The sequence below is a fragment of the Nocardioides sp. YIM 152315 genome, from assembly GCF_029210375.1.
Lineage (GTDB): Bacteria > Actinomycetota > Actinomycetes > Propionibacteriales > Nocardioidaceae > Nocardioides.
On the sequence record NZ_JARGER010000033.1, the window covers coordinates 98,114 to 114,799 of the forward strand.

At 72.1% G+C, this 16,686-nt stretch carries 17 protein-coding genes; 5 read left to right on the forward strand and 12 right to left on the reverse strand.

Annotated features, from left to right (window positions below):
* Positions 1 to 9 precede the first annotated feature (9 nt).
* Together PZ894_RS10575 and PZ894_RS10580 are read right to left on the reverse strand one after the other, a co-directional pair.
* Positions 10 to 627, reverse strand: coding sequence for an MBL fold metallo-hydrolase (locus PZ894_RS10575; protein ID WP_275744570.1), 618 nt, complete (start codon positions 625 to 627; stop codon positions 10 to 12).
* On the reverse strand, positions 627 to 1,748 hold the full coding sequence (locus tag PZ894_RS10580) for an S-(hydroxymethyl)mycothiol dehydrogenase (protein ID WP_275744571.1): 1,122 nt from the start codon (positions 1,746 to 1,748) through the stop codon (positions 627 to 629). The genes PZ894_RS10575 and PZ894_RS10580 overlap by 1 nt, the downstream gene beginning before the upstream one ends.
* Positions 1,749 to 1,846: 98 nt before the next feature.
* Between PZ894_RS10580 and PZ894_RS10585 the strand changes: the two genes are divergently transcribed.
* The 3 genes from PZ894_RS10585 (at position 1,847) to PZ894_RS10595 (ending at position 5,732) form a co-directional block, all read left to right on the forward strand.
* Positions 1,847 to 2,377, forward strand: coding sequence for a SigE family RNA polymerase sigma factor (locus PZ894_RS10585; protein WP_275744572.1), 531 nt, complete (start codon positions 1,847 to 1,849; stop codon positions 2,375 to 2,377).
* Complete coding sequence (locus PZ894_RS10590; protein WP_275744574.1) at positions 2,374 to 3,498, forward strand: hypothetical protein; 1,125 nt, start codon at positions 2,374 to 2,376, stop codon at positions 3,496 to 3,498. The genes PZ894_RS10585 and PZ894_RS10590 overlap by 4 nt, the downstream gene beginning before the upstream one ends.
* Positions 3,499 to 3,569: 71 nt before the next feature.
* The gene (locus tag PZ894_RS10595; protein ID WP_275744576.1) at positions 3,570 to 5,732 is read left to right on the forward strand and encodes an MMPL family transporter; all 2,163 of its coding nucleotides are present in this window, start codon (positions 3,570 to 3,572) and stop codon (positions 5,730 to 5,732) included.
* Positions 5,733 to 5,813: 81 nt separating this feature from the next.
* On the opposite strand, the gene tsaD is transcribed toward PZ894_RS10595, so the two are convergent.
* Entirely contained in the window at positions 5,814 to 6,860 is a 1,047-nt protein-coding gene (tsaD, locus tag PZ894_RS10600) for a tRNA (adenosine(37)-N6)-threonylcarbamoyltransferase complex transferase subunit TsaD (protein WP_275744577.1), read from the reverse strand.
* A 134-nt stretch (positions 6,861 to 6,994) separates the two neighbouring features.
* Here tsaD and PZ894_RS10605 point away from each other — a divergent pair, with 134 nt between their 5' ends.
* Positions 6,995 to 8,629, forward strand: a complete 1,635-nt coding sequence (locus PZ894_RS10605) for an HAD family acid phosphatase (protein ID WP_275744578.1) — start codon at positions 6,995 to 6,997, stop codon at positions 8,627 to 8,629.
* On the opposite strand, the gene PZ894_RS10610 is transcribed toward PZ894_RS10605, so the two are convergent.
* From PZ894_RS10610 to PZ894_RS10630, 5 genes are all read right to left on the reverse strand, one after another.
* Positions 8,611 to 9,102, reverse strand: a complete 492-nt coding sequence (locus PZ894_RS10610) for an N-acetyltransferase (protein ID WP_275744580.1) — start codon at positions 9,100 to 9,102, stop codon at positions 8,611 to 8,613. The genes PZ894_RS10605 and PZ894_RS10610 overlap by 19 nt on opposite strands.
* On the reverse strand, positions 9,099 to 9,755 hold the full coding sequence (tsaB, locus tag PZ894_RS10615; protein ID WP_275744582.1) for a tRNA (adenosine(37)-N6)-threonylcarbamoyltransferase complex dimerization subunit type 1 TsaB: 657 nt from the start codon (positions 9,753 to 9,755) through the stop codon (positions 9,099 to 9,101). The genes PZ894_RS10610 and tsaB overlap by 4 nt, the downstream gene beginning before the upstream one ends.
* A gap of 249 nt (positions 9,756 to 10,004) precedes the next feature.
* Positions 10,005 to 10,556, reverse strand: a complete 552-nt coding sequence (locus tag PZ894_RS10620; RefSeq protein WP_275744584.1) for a DUF664 domain-containing protein — start codon at positions 10,554 to 10,556, stop codon at positions 10,005 to 10,007.
* Entirely contained in the window at positions 10,556 to 10,918 is a 363-nt protein-coding gene (locus PZ894_RS10625) for an STAS domain-containing protein (RefSeq protein ID WP_275744585.1), read from the reverse strand. Before PZ894_RS10625 ends, PZ894_RS10620 begins: the two co-directional genes overlap by 1 nt.
* Before the next feature lie 35 nt (positions 10,919 to 10,953).
* Positions 10,954 to 12,033 carry a DNA polymerase domain-containing protein gene (locus PZ894_RS10630; protein ID WP_275744587.1) on the reverse strand — a complete coding sequence of 360 codons (1,080 nt, stop codon included), beginning with the start codon at positions 12,031 to 12,033 and terminating at the stop codon, positions 10,954 to 10,956.
* A 23-nt stretch (positions 12,034 to 12,056) separates the two neighbouring features.
* Here PZ894_RS10630 and msrB point away from each other — a divergent pair, with 23 nt between their 5' ends.
* The gene (gene msrB, locus PZ894_RS10635; protein WP_275744589.1) at positions 12,057 to 12,458 is read left to right on the forward strand and encodes a peptide-methionine (R)-S-oxide reductase MsrB; all 402 of its coding nucleotides are present in this window, start codon (positions 12,057 to 12,059) and stop codon (positions 12,456 to 12,458) included.
* A gap of 24 nt (positions 12,459 to 12,482) precedes the next feature.
* Here the strand turns inward: msrB and hemQ are convergent, their stop codons facing one another.
* From hemQ to PZ894_RS10655, 4 genes are read right to left on the reverse strand one after another with little or no spacing between them, the layout of a single operon-like run.
* A complete protein-coding gene (gene hemQ / locus PZ894_RS10640; protein WP_275744591.1) occupies positions 12,483 to 13,211 on the reverse strand; it encodes a hydrogen peroxide-dependent heme synthase in 729 nt (242 codons plus the stop codon).
* Between the two features lie 20 nt (positions 13,212 to 13,231).
* On the reverse strand, positions 13,232 to 13,897 hold the full coding sequence (locus tag PZ894_RS10645; RefSeq protein ID WP_275744593.1) for a response regulator transcription factor: 666 nt from the start codon (positions 13,895 to 13,897) through the stop codon (positions 13,232 to 13,234).
* Entirely contained in the window at positions 13,890 to 15,953 is a 2,064-nt protein-coding gene (locus PZ894_RS10650) for a GAF domain-containing sensor histidine kinase (RefSeq protein WP_275744595.1), read from the reverse strand. The genes PZ894_RS10645 and PZ894_RS10650 overlap by 8 nt, the downstream gene beginning before the upstream one ends.
* Before the next feature lie 7 nt (positions 15,954 to 15,960).
* The gene (locus tag PZ894_RS10655; RefSeq protein ID WP_275744597.1) at positions 15,961 to 16,671 is read right to left on the reverse strand and encodes a hypothetical protein; all 711 of its coding nucleotides are present in this window, start codon (positions 16,669 to 16,671) and stop codon (positions 15,961 to 15,963) included.
* Positions 16,672 to 16,686 lie beyond the last annotated feature (15 nt).

Here is a 16,686-nt window from a genome sequence, read left to right on the forward strand (position 1 = left end):
GGAGATACCTCAGGCCAGGCTTGCCTTCTCGGCGCCGATCGTCGTGTCGTCGCCGTGCCCCGTGTGCACGACCGTGTCGTCGGGCAGCGCGAAGAGCTTCGTCCGGATGGACTCCTTGATGAGGTCGTAGTCGGAGTAGGACCGGCCGGTCGCGCCGGGGCCGCCGTTGAAGAGGGTGTCGCCGGTGAAGACGCAGCCGAGGTCGGGCGCGTAGAGGCAGACCGCGCCCGGGGCGTGGCCGGGCGTGTGCAGCACCCGCAGCGTCGTACCCCCCACCTCGATGGGGAGGCCGTCGGCGAGGTCGAGGTCCCACAGGTACTTCGTGTGGGTGAGCTCCCACAGCGGCCGGTCGTCGGGGTGCAGCATGATCGGCGCACCCTGTCCACCGTTGGCCTCCTCCCGCAGGGCGGGCGCGACCCGGACGTGGTCGTCGTGGGCGTGCGTGCACACGATCGCCTTGACCTTGCGGTCCCCCACCACCGCGAGGATGTCGGCGACGTCGTGCGGCGCGTCGATCACGACGCACTCGCGGTCGTCGCCGACCACCCAGATGTTGTTGTCCACCTCGAAGGTCTCGCCGTCGAGGGTGAAGGTGCCGCTGGAGACGGCGTGGTCGACGCGGGCCATCAGAGCACCACGACGCTTCGCAGCACGTCGCCGTGATGCATCCGCTCGAACGCCGCCTCGATGTCGCCGATCCCGATCTCTTCGGTCACGAACGCGTCGAGATCGAGCCGGCCCTGCCGGTAGAGGTCGACCAGCATCGGGAAGTCGCGGCTGGGCAGGCAGTCGCCGTACCAGCTGGACTTCAGGGCACCGCCGCGGCCGAACACGTCGATCAGCGGCAGGTCGGGGACCGTCATGTCGGGAGTGGGCACGCCGACCAGGACGACCGTCCCGGCGAGGTCGCGGGCGTAGAACGCCTGCTTCCACGTCTCCGGACGGCCGACCGCCTCGACGACCACGTCGGCGCCCTCGGCGCCCTCGAAGAACTCCCCGCAGATCCGCTTGATCTCCTCGACCGGGTCGAGCCCCGACGACGCCGAGGAGTCGACCGTGTGGGTGGCGCCCATCCGCCTCGCGGTCTCGAGCTTCTTGGGGTCGATGTCGACCGCGATGATCGGGCTGGCGCCGACGAGTGCGGAGCCGGCGATCGCCGCCACGCCGACGCCGCCGCAGCCGATCACGGCGACGGACCTGCCGCGCGACACCGCGCCGGTGTTGATCGCCGCGCCGATGCCGGCCATCACGCCGCAGCCCAGCAGCCCGACCGCGGCGGGGCGGGCGTCCGGGTCGACCTTCGTGCACTGGCCGGCGGCGACCAGGGTCTTCTCGGCGAACGCGCCGATGCCCAGCGCCGGCGACAGCTCCGTGCCGGCATCCGGGCCTTCGGCGAGCGTCATCTTCTGGGTCGCGTTGTGGGTGCTGAAGCAGTAGTGCAGGTCGCCGCGCTTGCAGGCCCGGCACTCCCCGCAGACCGCACGCCAGTTGAGGACCACGAAGTCACCCGGCGCCACGCCCGTGACGTCGGGCCCGACCGCCTCGACCACGCCGGCGGCCTCGTGACCGAGCAGGAACGGGAAGTCGTCGTTGATCCCGCCCTCGCGGTAGTGCAGGTCGGTGTGGCAGACCCCGCAGGCCTGCACCTTCACCAGCGCCTCACCCGGACCCGGGTCCGGCACGTTGATCGTGACGACCTCGACCGGCTGACCTTTCCCACGGGCGACCACGCCCTTCACCTGATGCATGCGGCCAGCCAACCGCATCGGGCCGGAATTGCAACCTTCCGGCGCGCGGCCGCGTCTCGGGGGGTGTGCAGACGACGATCGGAGAGACTGGAGCGGCCATGACGGACCGCGACGCCGACTTCACGGCGTACCTCCAGGCGCGCCAGGCGCGACTGCTGCGCACGGCGTACCTGCTCACGGGCGACCAGCACCAGGCGGAGGACCTGCTGCAGACGGCCCTGGCGAAGCTCTACCTGGCCTGGGACCGGGTGCACGAGCGCGACTCGGTCGACGCCTACGTGCGGCGGATCCTGGTCAACGAGAACAACTCGCTGTGGCGGCGCGCCTGGCGCCGACGCGAGGTCGCTTCCAGTGAGGTGCCCGACCGCACGGCGGTGCACGACGAGTACGACGAGGGACGGTCCGCCGCGGTCTGGGACGTCGTCCAGACGCTGCCGCGCCGGGCGCGCGCGGTGGTCGTGCTGCGCTACTACGAGCAGCTGACCGAGGCCGAGACCGCGGAGGTGCTCGGCATCTCCGCCGGCACCGTGAAGTCCCAGTGCAGCAGGGCCCTCGCCGCACTCCGCGAGCGAACCCCCAGCGACCTGAGCCCGAGCAGTCGACCGACCGACGGGAAGGAGGAGCGATGACCGAGGAGACCTTCGTGCGGGAGCTGGAGCGCCGCGCCGACGACGTGCATGGCGTGCCGCTCTCCTTCCACACCGTGCGCGGTCGCGCGCACCGGATCCGGCGGCGCCGGCGTGCGGCGGCCGCCGTCGGTGTCGCCGCCGCGGTCGCGGCCGTGGTGATGGTGCCGGCGGCCCTGACGGGCGGTGGGAGCGACAAGGCCCCCGAGCCCGCACCCGTCCCGACCGACACGCCCGGCGCCTCGGTGCTGCACGACGGCGTGGTCACGCTGCCGGACGGGCAGACCGTGCCCCTCGACGTCGACAACGCCGACGTCTCGCAGCTGGTCGTCCTGACCGACGGCCGGATCGTGCTCGCGATGATGCAGCCGTCCCCGATCCGGGTCTACGCGCCGGACGGCACCCTCGAGGCGAGGTACCCGGCACAGAGCAACGCGATCACGGCCTCGGCACAGGACGACGCGGTCGCCTGGGTCGCGAAGGACTTCACGGTCCGAGTGCTCTCCAGCGGCGTCGCCGAGCCTGCGGAGCTGCCCGGGATCCCGATGCCGGGAGAGTCCCCGGGCAGCATCGACGCAGTGATCGACGCCGAGCACCTCCTCGTCGGCGACTGGAACACCACCACCGGCGAGCTGACCCCGCAGGGCTACGAGGAGCTGACGACCGGCGAGCCGTTCCGGGTGAGCGACGTCAGCCCCGACGGCGAGCTGTGGGCGGTGCAGTACGCCGACGACGCGGACCCCCAGTTCGGATGTTCGGGGCTGTACGACCCCGACCCCGCGCAGATGGTCGCGCGCGGGTGCGGGACCGCCAACCTCCGGTTCTCCCCCGACGGGCAGCACCTCTTCGGGCTCGCGGGTGACAACAACATGTGGGGCATCGGTGCGACCTACGACCTGGACCTCCAGGAGGTCGGCCGCTACGAGTCCGCAGGGAACGGTGACGTCCTCAGTCGTGCCGCCTGGGCCGACGCCACGCACCTGCTCGTCGCGCGGACGAACTGGAAGACCTCCCGGTGGTCGCTCGAGCGCGTCGGCCTCGCCTGGGGCGACGCCGCGGTCGTCGTACCGGAGGAGCCCGGACGGAACCCGGAGATCGTTCAGGAGTTCTTGCTCTCGGAGTAGCCGGGAGTTCGGCCCGACGTAGACGAAAGTCGGAGGCAACCGGACGCCCGACGTCGGTAGGGTTGGTGATCGTGTTCGCAGCCCTTGGTCGTCTCACGTCCCGTCGTCCCTGGTTCGTCATCGCCGCCTGGGTGGTGCTCGCGATAGCGGTGGTGTCCCTGGCGCCCGCTCTCGAGACCACGCAGGAGGAGTCCGAGTTCCTCCCCGACCACTACGAGTCGGTGCAGGCCTACGAGATCCAGGAGGAGAAGTTCCCGGGCGCCTCCTCGCCCGCCGCGCTGATCGTCTTCGAGAGGGAGGACGGCGCCGCGCTGACCGACGACGACCAGTCGACGGTCAACCAGATCGCCGAGGACCTCGGCCCGGAGCTCGGCTCCGACACCTTCGTCCAGCAGGTCGTGACCGTCAGCCCCGACGGCCAGCCCAACGTCTCCGAGGACGGCCGGGTGCAGATCGGCATCGTCGGCCTCGCCGAGGGGTCGACCGGATTCGACACCCAGGCCTTCGACGACGCCAAGGCGATGCGCGACGACATCTCCGACCTGACCGAGGGCACCGACCTGAAGGTCACGACCACCGGCTCCGTGCCGCAGGGCCTGGACTCGCAGGAGTCCAGCGAGCAGGCGCTCGCGATCGTCGGCATCGCGACCGTCGTGCTCATCGTCGTCCTGCTCGCCGTGATCTTCCGCAGCGTGATCATCTGCCTGATGCCGATCCTCGTCGTCACGCTGGTGTCGATGGTCGCCACCGGCCTCATCGGCTGGGCCAACGAGGCCTTCGACCTCAAGGCCGACTCGTCCATCCAGACGATCCTCGTCGTCGTCCTCTACGGCATCGGCACCGACTACATCCTGTTCTTCCTGTTCCGCTACCGCGAGCGGCTGCGGCAGGGCGAGGACACGCGCTCCTCCGTGGTGCACGCGCTCGAACGCGCCGGCGAGGCGATCGCGTCCGCCGGTGGCGCGGTGATCGTGGCGTTCCTGGCGTTGCTGCTCAGCTCGCTCGGCATCTTCAAGGCCATTGGGCCCGCGCTGGCGATCGCCGTGGCGGTCACGCTCCTCGCCGCGCTCACCTTGGTGCCGGCCGTCGTCACCGTGCTCGGCCGGGCACTCTTCTGGCCCTCCAAGAAGTGGCGCGTGGAGCCCGAGGCGGCCCGCTTCGGCAGGATCGGCCGCAGCCTCGGTCGCCGCCCCGGCACCTTCGCCGGTGTCTCCGGACTGCTCCTGGCCGTGCTCGCGGTCTTCGCCTTCGGCTTCAACCCGTCCTTCGACTTCAACTCCAGCCTGCCCGAGGACGTCGAGTCGACCGAGGCCCTGCACACCTTCCAGGACCACTTCGCGGCCGGCGCCAGCGAGCCGGTCCCGGTGATCGTGCGCGCCGAGGAGGGCACGCTCGACGAGGGCGAGATGCAGGCGTTCGGCCAAGCGCTGAGTGAGGCCGACGGCGTCGCCCAGGTCTACCCGGCCACGCTGTCCGAGGACGGCACCGCGGCCCAGGTCAGCGTCGTGCTCGACAGCGACCCGGTCTCCGATCAGGCGTTGCAGGACGTCAAGGGTCCGATCCGCGACGCCGCCCACGCGGCCGCTCCGGACGGCGCGGAGGCGTTCGTCGGCGGCACGCCGGGCATCTTCGCTGACCTCCAGTCCGCGATGGTGCGCGACTACAAGGTCGTCTTCCCGGTCGCCGCGCTGGTGATCATGCTGATCCTCGCGCTGCTGCTGCGCAGCCTGGTGGCGCCGCTCTACCTGATGGCCGCGGTGGGCCTGAGCTTCGCCGCGACCCTCGGGGCGACGGTGATCGTCTTCCAGGGCATCGGCGGTGAGAACGGCCTGATCTTCATGCTGCCGATCTACATCTACCTCTTCGTGACAGCGCTCGGCACCGACTACAACATCCTGATGATCGCCCGGTTGCGCGAGGAGGCCCGCGAGGGCAAGGAGCCCCGACCGGCGGCCGCCGAGGCTCTCAAGCACGCCGGTCCGACCATCGCCGCGGCCGGTGTCATCCTGGCCGGCACCTTCGCCTCCCTGATGCTCAGCGGCAACAGCCTAATGATGTCGATGGGCTTCGCGCTCTCCTTCGGCATCTTCATCGCGGCGTTCGTGATGGCGATGTTCTTCACCCCGGCCCTCACCGCGCTCATCGGGCACGCCGCCTGGTGGCCCGGCCACGAGGACCAGAAGGGGCCCAAGGAGCTGTCCGAGATGCCCGAGGAGCCGGTCCACACGCCGTAACGGGGATAGTCCCTGACGTTCTCGGGGTTTCCACCGCGCGTGGCCCCCGAGAACGTCAGGGACTATCGACCATCGGAGTTCTCAGACGAGCACCTCGGTCACCGGCTGGGAGGAGTCGGCGGGGAGGTCGAGGTGCGACGGCGTACGGCCGCGGGCGACCATCTCGGCGCCGAGGGCGGCGACCATCGCGCCGTTGTCGGTGCACAGGCCGGGGCGTGGCACGCGGACCCGGATGCCGCGGGCGGCGGCCCGCTCCTCGGCCATGGCGCGCAGGCGTGAGTTCGCGGCGACGCCGCCGCCGATGAGGATGTCGTCGATGCCCTGAGTGACGGCGGCGTCGACGGCCTTGCGGGTGAGCACGTCGCAGACGGCCTCCTGGAACGACGCCGCGACGTCGTTGACCGGCACCGGCTCTCCCGACCTCTCACGGGCCTCGACCCACCGCGCGACCGCGGTCTTGAGGCCCGAGAACGAGAAGTCGAAGCGGTGCCGCTCGAGGTCGCGCCGGGAGGTCAGGCCACGCGGGAAGTCGACGTAGACGGTGCTGCCCTCGCGGGCGGCGCGGTCGATGTGCGGCCCGCCGGGGAACGGCAGTCCGAGCAGCCGGGCGACCTTGTCGAAGGCCTCCCCCGCCGCGTCGTCGATCGTCGCGCCGAGGGGGTCGACACCCGTCGTCACGTCGGTGACCCGCAGCAGCGACGAGTGTCCGCCGCTGACCAGCATCGCCAGGCAGGGCTCCGGCAGCGGCCCGTGCTCGAGCTGGTCGACGGCGACGTGCGCGGCGAGGTGGTTGACGCCGTAGATCGGCTTGCCGAGGCCGACGGCGAGCGCCTTCGCGGCGGCGACGCCGACCATCAGCGCGCCGGCGAGCCCCGGGCCACTGGTCACCGCGACCGCGTCGACGTCGTACAGGCGGATGCCGGCCGTCTCGCACGCCCGCTCGATCGTGGGGACCATCGCCTCCAGGTGGGCGCGGCTCGCGACCTCCGGCACCACGCCGCCGAAGCGCGCGTGCTCCTCGACGCTGCTCGCGACGGCATCGGCGAGCAGGGTGTGCCCGCGCACGATGCCGACGCCGGTCTCGTCGCAGGAGGTCTCGATCCCGAGGATCAGCGGCTCGTCGCTCACCCGTTCATTGTGCCGCCCGGGCGTACGCCGCGGCTCCTGCCCCCGGCGAGTCGACGCTCCCGTGACCGGGTCTTCCCGTCGTCGGTGGCCCGACGTACGTTGTGGTGGTCCTACCACTCGTCCGCAGGAGAGACATGCGCATCTCGGGTCGCACCGCCGTCAGCTCGATCGTCGCCGCCACCGCCACCGCGCTGGTCGTCACGGCCGCCCCGCCCGGGGCGTCGGCCGCACCCGACCGGCCACGGCTCTCCCCCCACGTCCAGTTCCGGATGCAGCCCGACGGGTCGAGCGGCGCCAAGGTCAGCGGCGCGGGCATCCCCAACATCGACTCGGTCAAGGCCACCATCCGCGCCTACTACCGGGCCAAGGACGGCATCGCCCACAAGACCTCCTCGCCCTACACGCGCGAGATGGCCGAGATCACCACCGAGGCCCTCGACGCGCTGCCGCAGGTCGACCCGGCCGCCAAGAGAGCCGTCGTCCTCGACGCCGACGACACCACGCTGTGGACCTACGACATGGAGGACGGGGCGATGAAGTTCAACTTCGACCCGGCGCTCCAGGACGAGTGGGTGCAGGACCAGCGGTTCCCCGCGACCCCGGGGATGGTGGCGTTCGTCAGCGGCGTCCAGGCCAAGGGGTACGCCGTGTTCGGCGTGACCGGCCGCAACGCCAACCAGGAGGCGGCGACCCTCGCCAACCTGGCCAAGGTCGACTACACGGGCTTCAACGCCGACAACTTCTTCACCAAGTGGGTCGGCGACGCCACCAAGCCGGCGTACGTCGACTGCGGCGCCGACGGCGACGCGTCGAGCTGCTCGACCGTCGAGTACAAGGCGTTCACCCGCAGGCACATCGAGCAGGACCTCGGCTATGACATCGCGCTCAACGTCGGCGACCAGTGGTCCGACCTGCAGGGCGGCTTCGCCGACGCGACGCTCAAGCTGCCCAACCCGACCTACTACCTGCCCAGCCCCGACATCGCGGGCGCGCCGGCCACCGACGCCGACCTGACGCCGCGCACGCGGTTCACGATGAAGGCCAACGGCAGGAGCGGCCGCACCCAGGGCGGCGAACGGATCCCCAACATCGACTCGGTGAAGGCGACCATCCGCACCTATTACGACGCCACCGACGGCATCGCCGACAAGAAGAGCTCGCCGTACATCCAGCAGCTCGACCGGCTCACGACGAAGTGGGCGCGCCAGGTGCGGTCCTCGTGCACGAGGTACACCCACCCCCGGCACGGCAAGCGGGCCCGGGCCGGCGTGGTCTTCGACGCCGACGACACCACGCTGTGGACCTACGACATGGAGGACGCCGCGATGAAGTTCAACTTCGACCCGGCGCTCCAGGATGAGTGGGTGCAGCACAAGCGCTTCCCGGCCACGCCGAAGATGAAGCGGGTGGTGCGCGCCGCCGAGCGCGGCGGCTGCAAGGTCATCGGCATCACCGGCCGCAACGCCGCCCAGGAGCGGGCGACCGTCAGGAACCTCAACAAGCTGTACGGCGCCGGCACGTTCCACCGGAAGCTCTACTTCACCAAGTGGACCGGCAAGGGCGACAGCACCAAGCCGTCGTACATCGACTGCTCGGGCGAGGAATGCACGACGATCGAGTACAAGTCGCAGACGCGCAGGCACGTCCAGCGCGACCTCGGGATCAAGATCCTCGCGAACTTCGGCGACCAGTTCAGCGACCTCAAGGGCGGCAAGTCCGCGCGCACCTACAAGCTGCCGAACCCCACCTACTACCTGCCCGGGAACTGACCGCTCGCGCCGCAGCCACCGCCGAGGCTGCGGCGCAGCACGATCGCGGTGGCGCCGTCGCGGTAGTAGCGGCGGCGCCGGTCGACCTCGACGAAGTCGCGGGCGGCGTAGAAGGCCAGCGCGCTCGCGTTGTCCTCGCGCACCTCGAGCAGCAGCCGGTCGGCGCCGCCGGCGCGGGCCGTGGCGACCACGCCGTCCAGGAGCGTGGAGGCGAGCCCGTGGCGGCGGTGCGCCGCGTCGACCGCGATCCGCTGGAGCTCGGCGATGTCGCCGGCGACGCTGGCGACGGCGTGGCCGACGACCGTCGGCCCGCGGTCGGTGTCGACCTCGGCGACCAGGTAGGTGATGGTCGGCAGCGCCCCGGTCACGCCCTCCGCGACCAGCGCCGGCGACCACGCGTCCGCACCGAGGTTGTCGCGCTCCAGTGCCGCGACGGCGGGGACGTCGTCGTCGCGGGCGGGCCGGACGGTCACGAGACCGGCTGCGGCGGGTGCGCCGAGTCGGCGTCCGGGCGGCGCAGGTAGAGCGGCTCGGGGTCGAGCAGCTCGGCGCGCTCCCCCGCGATGGTGCGCGCGAGCCAGCCGGCGCTCGGGGCCTCGGGGCCGACGCGGAGCGGGAAGGCCTCGGGGTAGAGCAGCGCTCCCTGGCCGACCACCGGACCGTGCGTCGCCAGCGCGGCCGGCTTGCCGACGACGGGCCCGTCGAGGCGGACCCCGTCGGCGTCGTACCGGGCCAGGTAGACCTCCTTGCGCCGCGCGTCCGTCGCGACCGCGAAGGGCTCGGCGACCTCGCCGGTGTCGACGGCCTGCACCGCGAGGACGTCGAGCGAGCACACGCCGTAGACCGGGATGTCGAGCACGTGGCCGAGCGTGCGCGCGGTGACCAGCCCCACCCGGAGCCCGGTGAAGGGGCCGGGGCCGACGCCCACGCCGACCGCGGTGAGGTCCTGCCGGACGAGGCCCGCGTCGGACATCGCCCGGTCGATGAGGGGGGCGAGCTGCTCGGCGTGCTTCATCGGCCGGTCCGCGACGAGCTCGACGACCGGCCGGTGCAGCGCGTCGCCTGACTCCCCGTCGTGGAGCGCGACGGAGACGAGCGGGGTCGCGGTGTCGAAGGCGAGGAGCACGGGTCGAGGTTAACCGGGTCGCACCCGTTGCCGAACGGTGGACGTCCTGTGGATCCGGTGTGGCCGGGATGTGCATCGGCCGACCCTAATGTTGGGGACAACGATCGGCCGGACGACGCCGCGTCTCACATGGGGAGGCGCGGGGGTGCTGGGGGGCGCCCCGTCCGTCTCGGTCTCCGGGAGCCCGTCCCGCGCGCTCGATCTGAGAAGGCGGGGCGGGTTCCTTGCACCACGGGCACCGGTCCGGCGTCAGCCCCGGTCGCCGAGCTCGACCACGATGTCGAGGTGACCGGCGTGCCGGGCGTACTCGGCCAGCACGTGGAAGCAGATCCACTCCAGCGTCGGCGGCTCGTCGGCGAACCGGCCGCCGGGCGACGCGGTCGCGTCGAGCGGGAAGTCCCGCAGCACGCCCCGGGTGCGCTCGCCGACCTGCGCGAGCCGCTCGGCCAGCTGCTCGGCGGTCACGTCGTCGGCCACCACCCAACGCCCGCCGGCGGAGTCCTCCCACGGCTCGTCGACGGTCCAGTCGCCCCAGGGCTCGTCGACCGCCTCTCCCAGGAAGCCCCACACGAACCACCGCTGCTCCATGTGGAGGACGTGGCTCAGCAGCTCGATCGGCGTCCACCCGGACGGCACCAGCGCGGTCCGCCGCCGCTCCGCCGGCAGTGCGACGACGGTCGCCGCGAGGTCGGCCCGGACCCAGTCGAGGTACGCCGCCCAGCGCGCCGCCCCGGCTGGTCCCTCCTTGCCGGGCTCGCCGGCGTCGCGGGCCACCCGGTTGTCCTGAGGCGGTGCCGCCATCACGCCCGGCCGGTGGCGGCGGGCACGGACTCGTGGATCTCGAACACCTTGTCCAGGCACACCATCTCGAGCAGTCGCAGCGCGGGTCCCTGGCCACACACCAGGCTGATCCCGGCGTCGCGCGACGTCAGCCACCGCCGGGCCGCGACCAGCGTGCCGAGGCCGGTCGAGTCGATGAAGGTCACGCCGGCGAGGTCGACCACGACGTGCGGCTCGGAGCAGAGCACGGGGTCGAAGAGCACCTGCCGCAGCCGGGCACCGGTGAAGACGTCGAGGTCACCGCTGATCTCGACGACGGTGTGGCCCGGGACGTGGGTGATGCCGACCTCGAAGGGCGGCTCCACGGTCTGGGTGTCGGTCACGACCGGACAGTACCCGTCCGCTTGCGGCGCCAACCTCACCCGATCCGGTTGCCCTGCTCGTCCCAGTGCTCGGCGACCTTCTTGCTCGGCTGCACCCGTGGCGGCTCGCCGGGCATCTTCGGGTAGTCGGGCGGGAAGTTCATCTCGCCGCCCGGCAGCTCCTCCCACAGCCGCAGCAGCGGGTCGAGGGAGTGGGCCGCGTCGTCGATCGTCGCCCACGGGTCGCCGTCGGCCACCCGGTCGGGCACGGTGAAGAGGTTGAAGTCGCCCGGGTCGGTGACACCGGCCAGCTCCTCCCAGGTCATCGGCGTCGAGACCGGGGCCCCGGGCAGGGGGCGCAGGGAGTACGCCGACGCGATGGTGCGGTCGCGGTTGTTCTGGTTGAAGTCGACGAAGATGCGCTCGCCGCGCTCCTCCTTCCACCAGTCCATCGTCACGCCCTCGTCGCGCCGGGCCAGCTCGCGGCCGAAGCCGATCGCGGCGTGCCGCACTTCGGTGAACTCCCACCGCGGCTCGATGCGCACGTAGATGTGCACGCCCCGGTTGCCCGAGGTCTTCGGGTAGCCGCGCAGGCCGAGCTCCTCGAGCAGCTCGCGGGCGACTCCGGCGACGCGGACGGCGTCGGCGAACGTCGTACCGGGCTGCGGGTCGAGGTCGATCCGCAGCTCGTCGGGATGGTCGGTGTCCGTGCGACGGACCGGCCACGGGTGGAAGACCAGCGTGCCCATGTGGGCGCACCAGACCGGCACCGCGATCTCGGTCGGGCAGATCTCGTCGGCGGTGCGGCCGGAGGGGAAGGTGACCTGCACGGTCTCGACGTACTCGGGAGCGCCCTTGGGCACCCGCTTCTGGTAGAACGCGTCGGCGTCCTTGTCGGCCGGGCCGGTCGCGAGCCTCATGCCGGGACGGACGCCGGAGGTCCAGCGCTCGAGCGCCGTCGGCCGGTCGCGCAGGGCCCGCATCAGGCCGTCGTCGACGCTCGCGAAGTACTCCGCGACCATCAACTTGGTGACCTCGGGCGTCCTGTCGGTCGCCTCGTAGATCACCCGGTCCGGGCTGGACACGCGCACGGCTCGGCCGCCCGCCTCGACCTCGGCTGCCGGAGTCTTGGCCATGGTGCCCAACCTACAATTGCCCCATGGCCTACAACGTGGAGAAGTCCGACGCGGAGTGGCGCGAGGAGCTCGCGCCGGACGAGTACGCCGTGCTGCGTCAGGCTGGCACGGAGCGCGCGTTCACCGGCAAGTACACCGACACCGAGACGACCGGCGTCTACCGCTGCAAGGCGTGTGAGGCCAAGCTCTTCGAGTCGGACACGAAGTTCCACTCCGGATGCGGCTGGCCGTCGTTCTACCAGCCGATCACCGACACGATCGAGTACCTCGAGGACGACTCCCACGGCATGAAGCGGGTCGAGGTCCGCTGCGCCAACTGCGGCTCCCACCTCGGGCACGTCTTCCCCGACGGCTACGGCACCCCCACCGGCGACCGCTACTGCATCAACTCGATCAGCCTCACGCTCGAAGCCGCCGACTCCTGAGCGCCGGCGGCCGACGGCCGACGGTCAGGGCAGCTGGTCGAGCAGCTCGCCGACCTCGATGCGGCGACCCGTGTAGAACGGCACCTCCTCGCGCACGTGGCGCCGCGTCTCGGAGCCGCGCAGGTGGCGCATCAGGTCGACGATGCGGGAGAGGTCGTCGGCCTCGAACGCCAGGATCCACTCGTAGTCGCCCAGCGCGAACGCCGGCACGGTGTTGGCGCGCACGTCGGGGTAGCCGCGCGCCATCTGGCCGTGCTCGGCGAGGAGGCGGCGCCGCTCGGCGTCCTCGAGCAGGTACCACTCGTAGGACCGCACGAAGGGGTAGACCGCGACGTAGTCGTGGGTCCGCTCGTCGGCGAGGAACGCCGGCAGGTGGCTGCGGTTGAACTCCGCCGGCCGGTGCAGCGCCATCTGCGACCAGACCGGCGCGAGCCGGGCGCCGAAGCGGGTGCGGCGCAGCCGGTGGTAGGCCGACTGCAGCTGGTCGGCGGAGGCCGCGTGCCACCAGACCATCACGTCGGCGTCGGCGCGCAGGCCGGCGACGTCGTAGACGCCCCGAACGACCACGTCGTCCGCGGCGAGGTCGGCGACCAGCTCCTCGACCTCGACCGCCTCGCGCTTGCGGTCGGCGTCCTCCCCGAGCCGGTCATCGAGGCGGAACACCGACCACATCGTGTAGCGCAGCGTCTCGTTGAGCTCGTTGATCCGCGCGGCGTTCGTCTTGATGTCGGCCTGGGGGTCGGTGGCGCTCATGCCTCCATTATCGGATCCGCTCAATCCCGTCCGTAGCCGGCCTCCCGCGCCGTGATGATCGCCTCGGCGCGGCCGGCGGCGTGCAGCTTGGCGTAGATGCCGGAGACGGCGTTGCGGACCGTCTTGTTGGACACGTAGAGTTCGCTGGCGATCGCGTCGTTGGAGCGACCCGCGGCGAGCAGCCGGAGCACGTCGCGCTCGCGGTCGGTGAGGTCGGGGAACGGCTCGGGCTCCTCGGGCGACGCCGGCGCCCCGGAGAGGTACGACGAGACGCGCGCGGCGAGGCTCGCCCCGAAGACCATGCCGCCGCCCGCGGCCGCGCGGATCGCCGTCTGCACCTCCTCGGCGCCGGAGCCCTTCAGCAGGTAGCCGCTGGCGCCCGCGCGGATCGCGCTCAGGACGGTGTCGTCGTCCTCGTTCATCGTCAGCATCACCACCCGCACTCCCGTCTGCCGGCCGGTGATGTGCCGGGTCGCCTCGATGCCGTCGAGCTGCGGCATCTGGATGTCCATCACGACCACGTCGGGGGCGGTCTCGGCGACGACGTGGATCGCGTCGCGGCCGTCCGCGGCCGTGCCGACGACCTCGATGCCGTCGAGCGCGCCCAGCAGGCTCGACAGACCCTCGCGGACGATCTGGTGGTCGTCGACCACCACGACCCGGATGCCGGGCGCGGCGTCAGTCATGGGCACTCCTCAGGGGCAGCCAGGCGCGCACGACCGTGCCGCCCGCGGGTGGACAGGTGACCTCGCTGCGACCGCCGAGCTCCGCGGCCCGCTCCCGCAGCCCGACCAGCCCGACGCCGGCCTGGGCCGCCGGGTCGATGCCGACGCCGTCGTCCGCGACCTCGACGAGCAGGGCGCTGTCGACGACCTCGAGCCGCACGGTGCAGCCGGAGGCCCGGGCGTGCCGCGCGACGTTGGTCATCGCCTCGCCGGCGATGCGGTAGGCCGCGACCTCGACCGCGGCCGGGAGCGGGCCCAGCTCGGCGGCCTCGACCGTGGCGGCCGGCTCGAGCCGCTCACCCTGCTGGCGCAGCGCGCCGACCAGCCCGCGATCGTCGAGCGCAGGCGGACGCAGGTCGTGGACCAGGCGGCGCACGTCGGCGACCACGTCCTGCACGTGCGCGCTGACGCCGGCGATCCGGCGCTTCGCGGACGCCGGGTCGCCGTCGACGGTGAGACGCGCGGACTCGAGCTCGAAGACGACGCCGCTCAGCGCCGGGCCCAGGCCGTCGTGCAGGTCGCGGCGGATCCGGCGACGCTCCTCCTCGCGCGCGGCGACGAGCCGCTCGCGGCTCTCCTGGAGCTCGTCGGCGAGGCGGCTGGTGCGCGCAGCGGTCGCCGCCTGGCGCACCAGGTCGCCGAGCAGCTCCTCGTCGCGGTGCGACAGCCGGCTGCGCAGGCCGCGAGCGGGGAGCACCAGCCGGCCGACCTCGGCGTCGCGGTAGGTGATCGGCAGGGAGCGGGTCTGGTCGGGCGGCGTGCCGTACGTCGCGATCAGCCGCTCGCCGGAGCTGCGGTCGACCTCGACGCTGACGAAACCGACGCCGAAGGCGCTCGCCACCGACCGCGCGACGGCGGCGAGCTGCTCGGCGCCCTCGTCGGCCGACTCCAGGGTCGAGGCGAGGCCGGCGACGACGTCGTACGGATTGGCGCGGTCGCCGAAGAGGAAGCGGCGCACGCCGCGGGACAGCCGCTGTCGCAGGGGCCCGTAGAGCAGCACGGTCGTCAGCAGCACGACGAGCACGACCTGCGACTGGTCCATCTCGTCGTCCAGAGCCGCGGTGAGCGCCGCCACCACGACGAAGTCGATCGCCACGAGGACCACCGCGATCAGCGAGAGCAGCACGGTCCGGCCGAGGAGCTCCTCGATCGAGACCACGCGCGGGTTGACGACGGCGACCGTCATCGCGATCGGCGTCAGCGTGATGCAGAGGAAGAAGACGGCGCCCGTCAGCGCGCCGAGGTCGAGGAAGAGGGTGACGACGATGGTCGTCGCGGTGACGAGCGCACCCCAGAGCAGCCAGCGCATCTGGTCGCGCTCGGCGTCGCGGGAGCGGCGGTAGCGGTGCACCACGACGCCCACCGGCACGATCACCCCGATGATCGTCGCCGCCTGCAGACTTCCTGTGAGCACGTCGGCGACCGGCTCGAGACCCCAGATCGTCGTCCAGTCGGCGTCGACGCCGGGTGGCAGGCTGGCGGTCGGCTCGTCGTACGGCGTGACCACGTAGGCGAGTGCGCCGAGGCACAGGACGGCCATGCAGGCCCAGCTGGCGACGCCCCAGCCGCCCCGGACGAAGCGCCCCTCGGGGAAGAGCAGCGGCAGCACGACGATCGTGGCCGGGAGCAGCGAGGTGAAGCGGGCCAGGAACCAGACCGCGAAGGTCATGGCGGGCAGGGCGTGGTCGGTGACCACCCCGAGGCGCACGTAGGCCTCGGAGAGCCCGTCGAGCGCCCAGAAGAGACCGACCCCACCGAGCGTCCAGCCGATGACCCGGTGCCCCGGGTGGCGCAGCACGATCGTCGAGAGGATCCCGAGCACGAGGCCGACGAGGCCGGTGCCGATGCCGTGGCCGACCTCCATGCCCTCGCCGAAGGACCAGAGCGCCGGCTCGCCGTACGACCGGCCCTCGAGCACGAGGACGCCCACGACGCAGGCCAGGCAGAGGACGGGCAGCACCGCAGCGACCGGCCAGGAGGCCGGTCGCTGCGTGGTGCTGCCCGCGGTGTGGCTCACCGGCACATCATGACCGGAACGCGCGGTCGCCGAGGGCAAACCCGGCCGCGGTCACGATGAGCCAGAGGGGACCGGTCATGCCGGCCATGTACTGCAGCGGCGAGATGCCGAGCAGCAGGGTGACGCCACCGAGCACCAGCCCGACGCGACCGATCCAGCGCGGAGCCGCGGCGGCGCGGCTGGCGACGTAGACGGCGAGCCCGCTGAGGCCCGCGAGCGCCCAGAGCCACGGGATCGTGCCGATCCAGTGGTTGAAGAGGGCCGCGTTGGCCGGGTCGACCATCTCCGGGTCGTCGACGAGGGCCATGATGAACTCGGTGTCGAGTCCGCTGCCGAGGACGGTGACGACCGCGGTGCCGAGCAGGCCGCTGAACGCGACCAGCGGCGCGGTCGAGCCGTCGCCGAGGGTGGCGCGCAGGCGGCGGAAGAGGCCGGCCGCGAACACGACCGTCAGCACGGCGCCGACCATCGCGAACGTGTGGAACGCGAACATCGGGCCGGTCTGGTCGGCCAGCTTCGCCGCGATCGCCGGGGTGTCGCCGACGAGCTCCTCGTCGTACACGGCGTTGACCATGCCGCTGGTGACGATGACGCCGATGCCGGCCAGGCCGGCGCCGACGCCCGCGAACGCCCACGAGCGGGACGGGCGGGCGGGGCGCGGGGTGAGGGTGGGGACGTCCGATCGGACGGGGTTGTCGGTGGTGATGTGAGTGGTCATCGTGGTGCGCTTCCT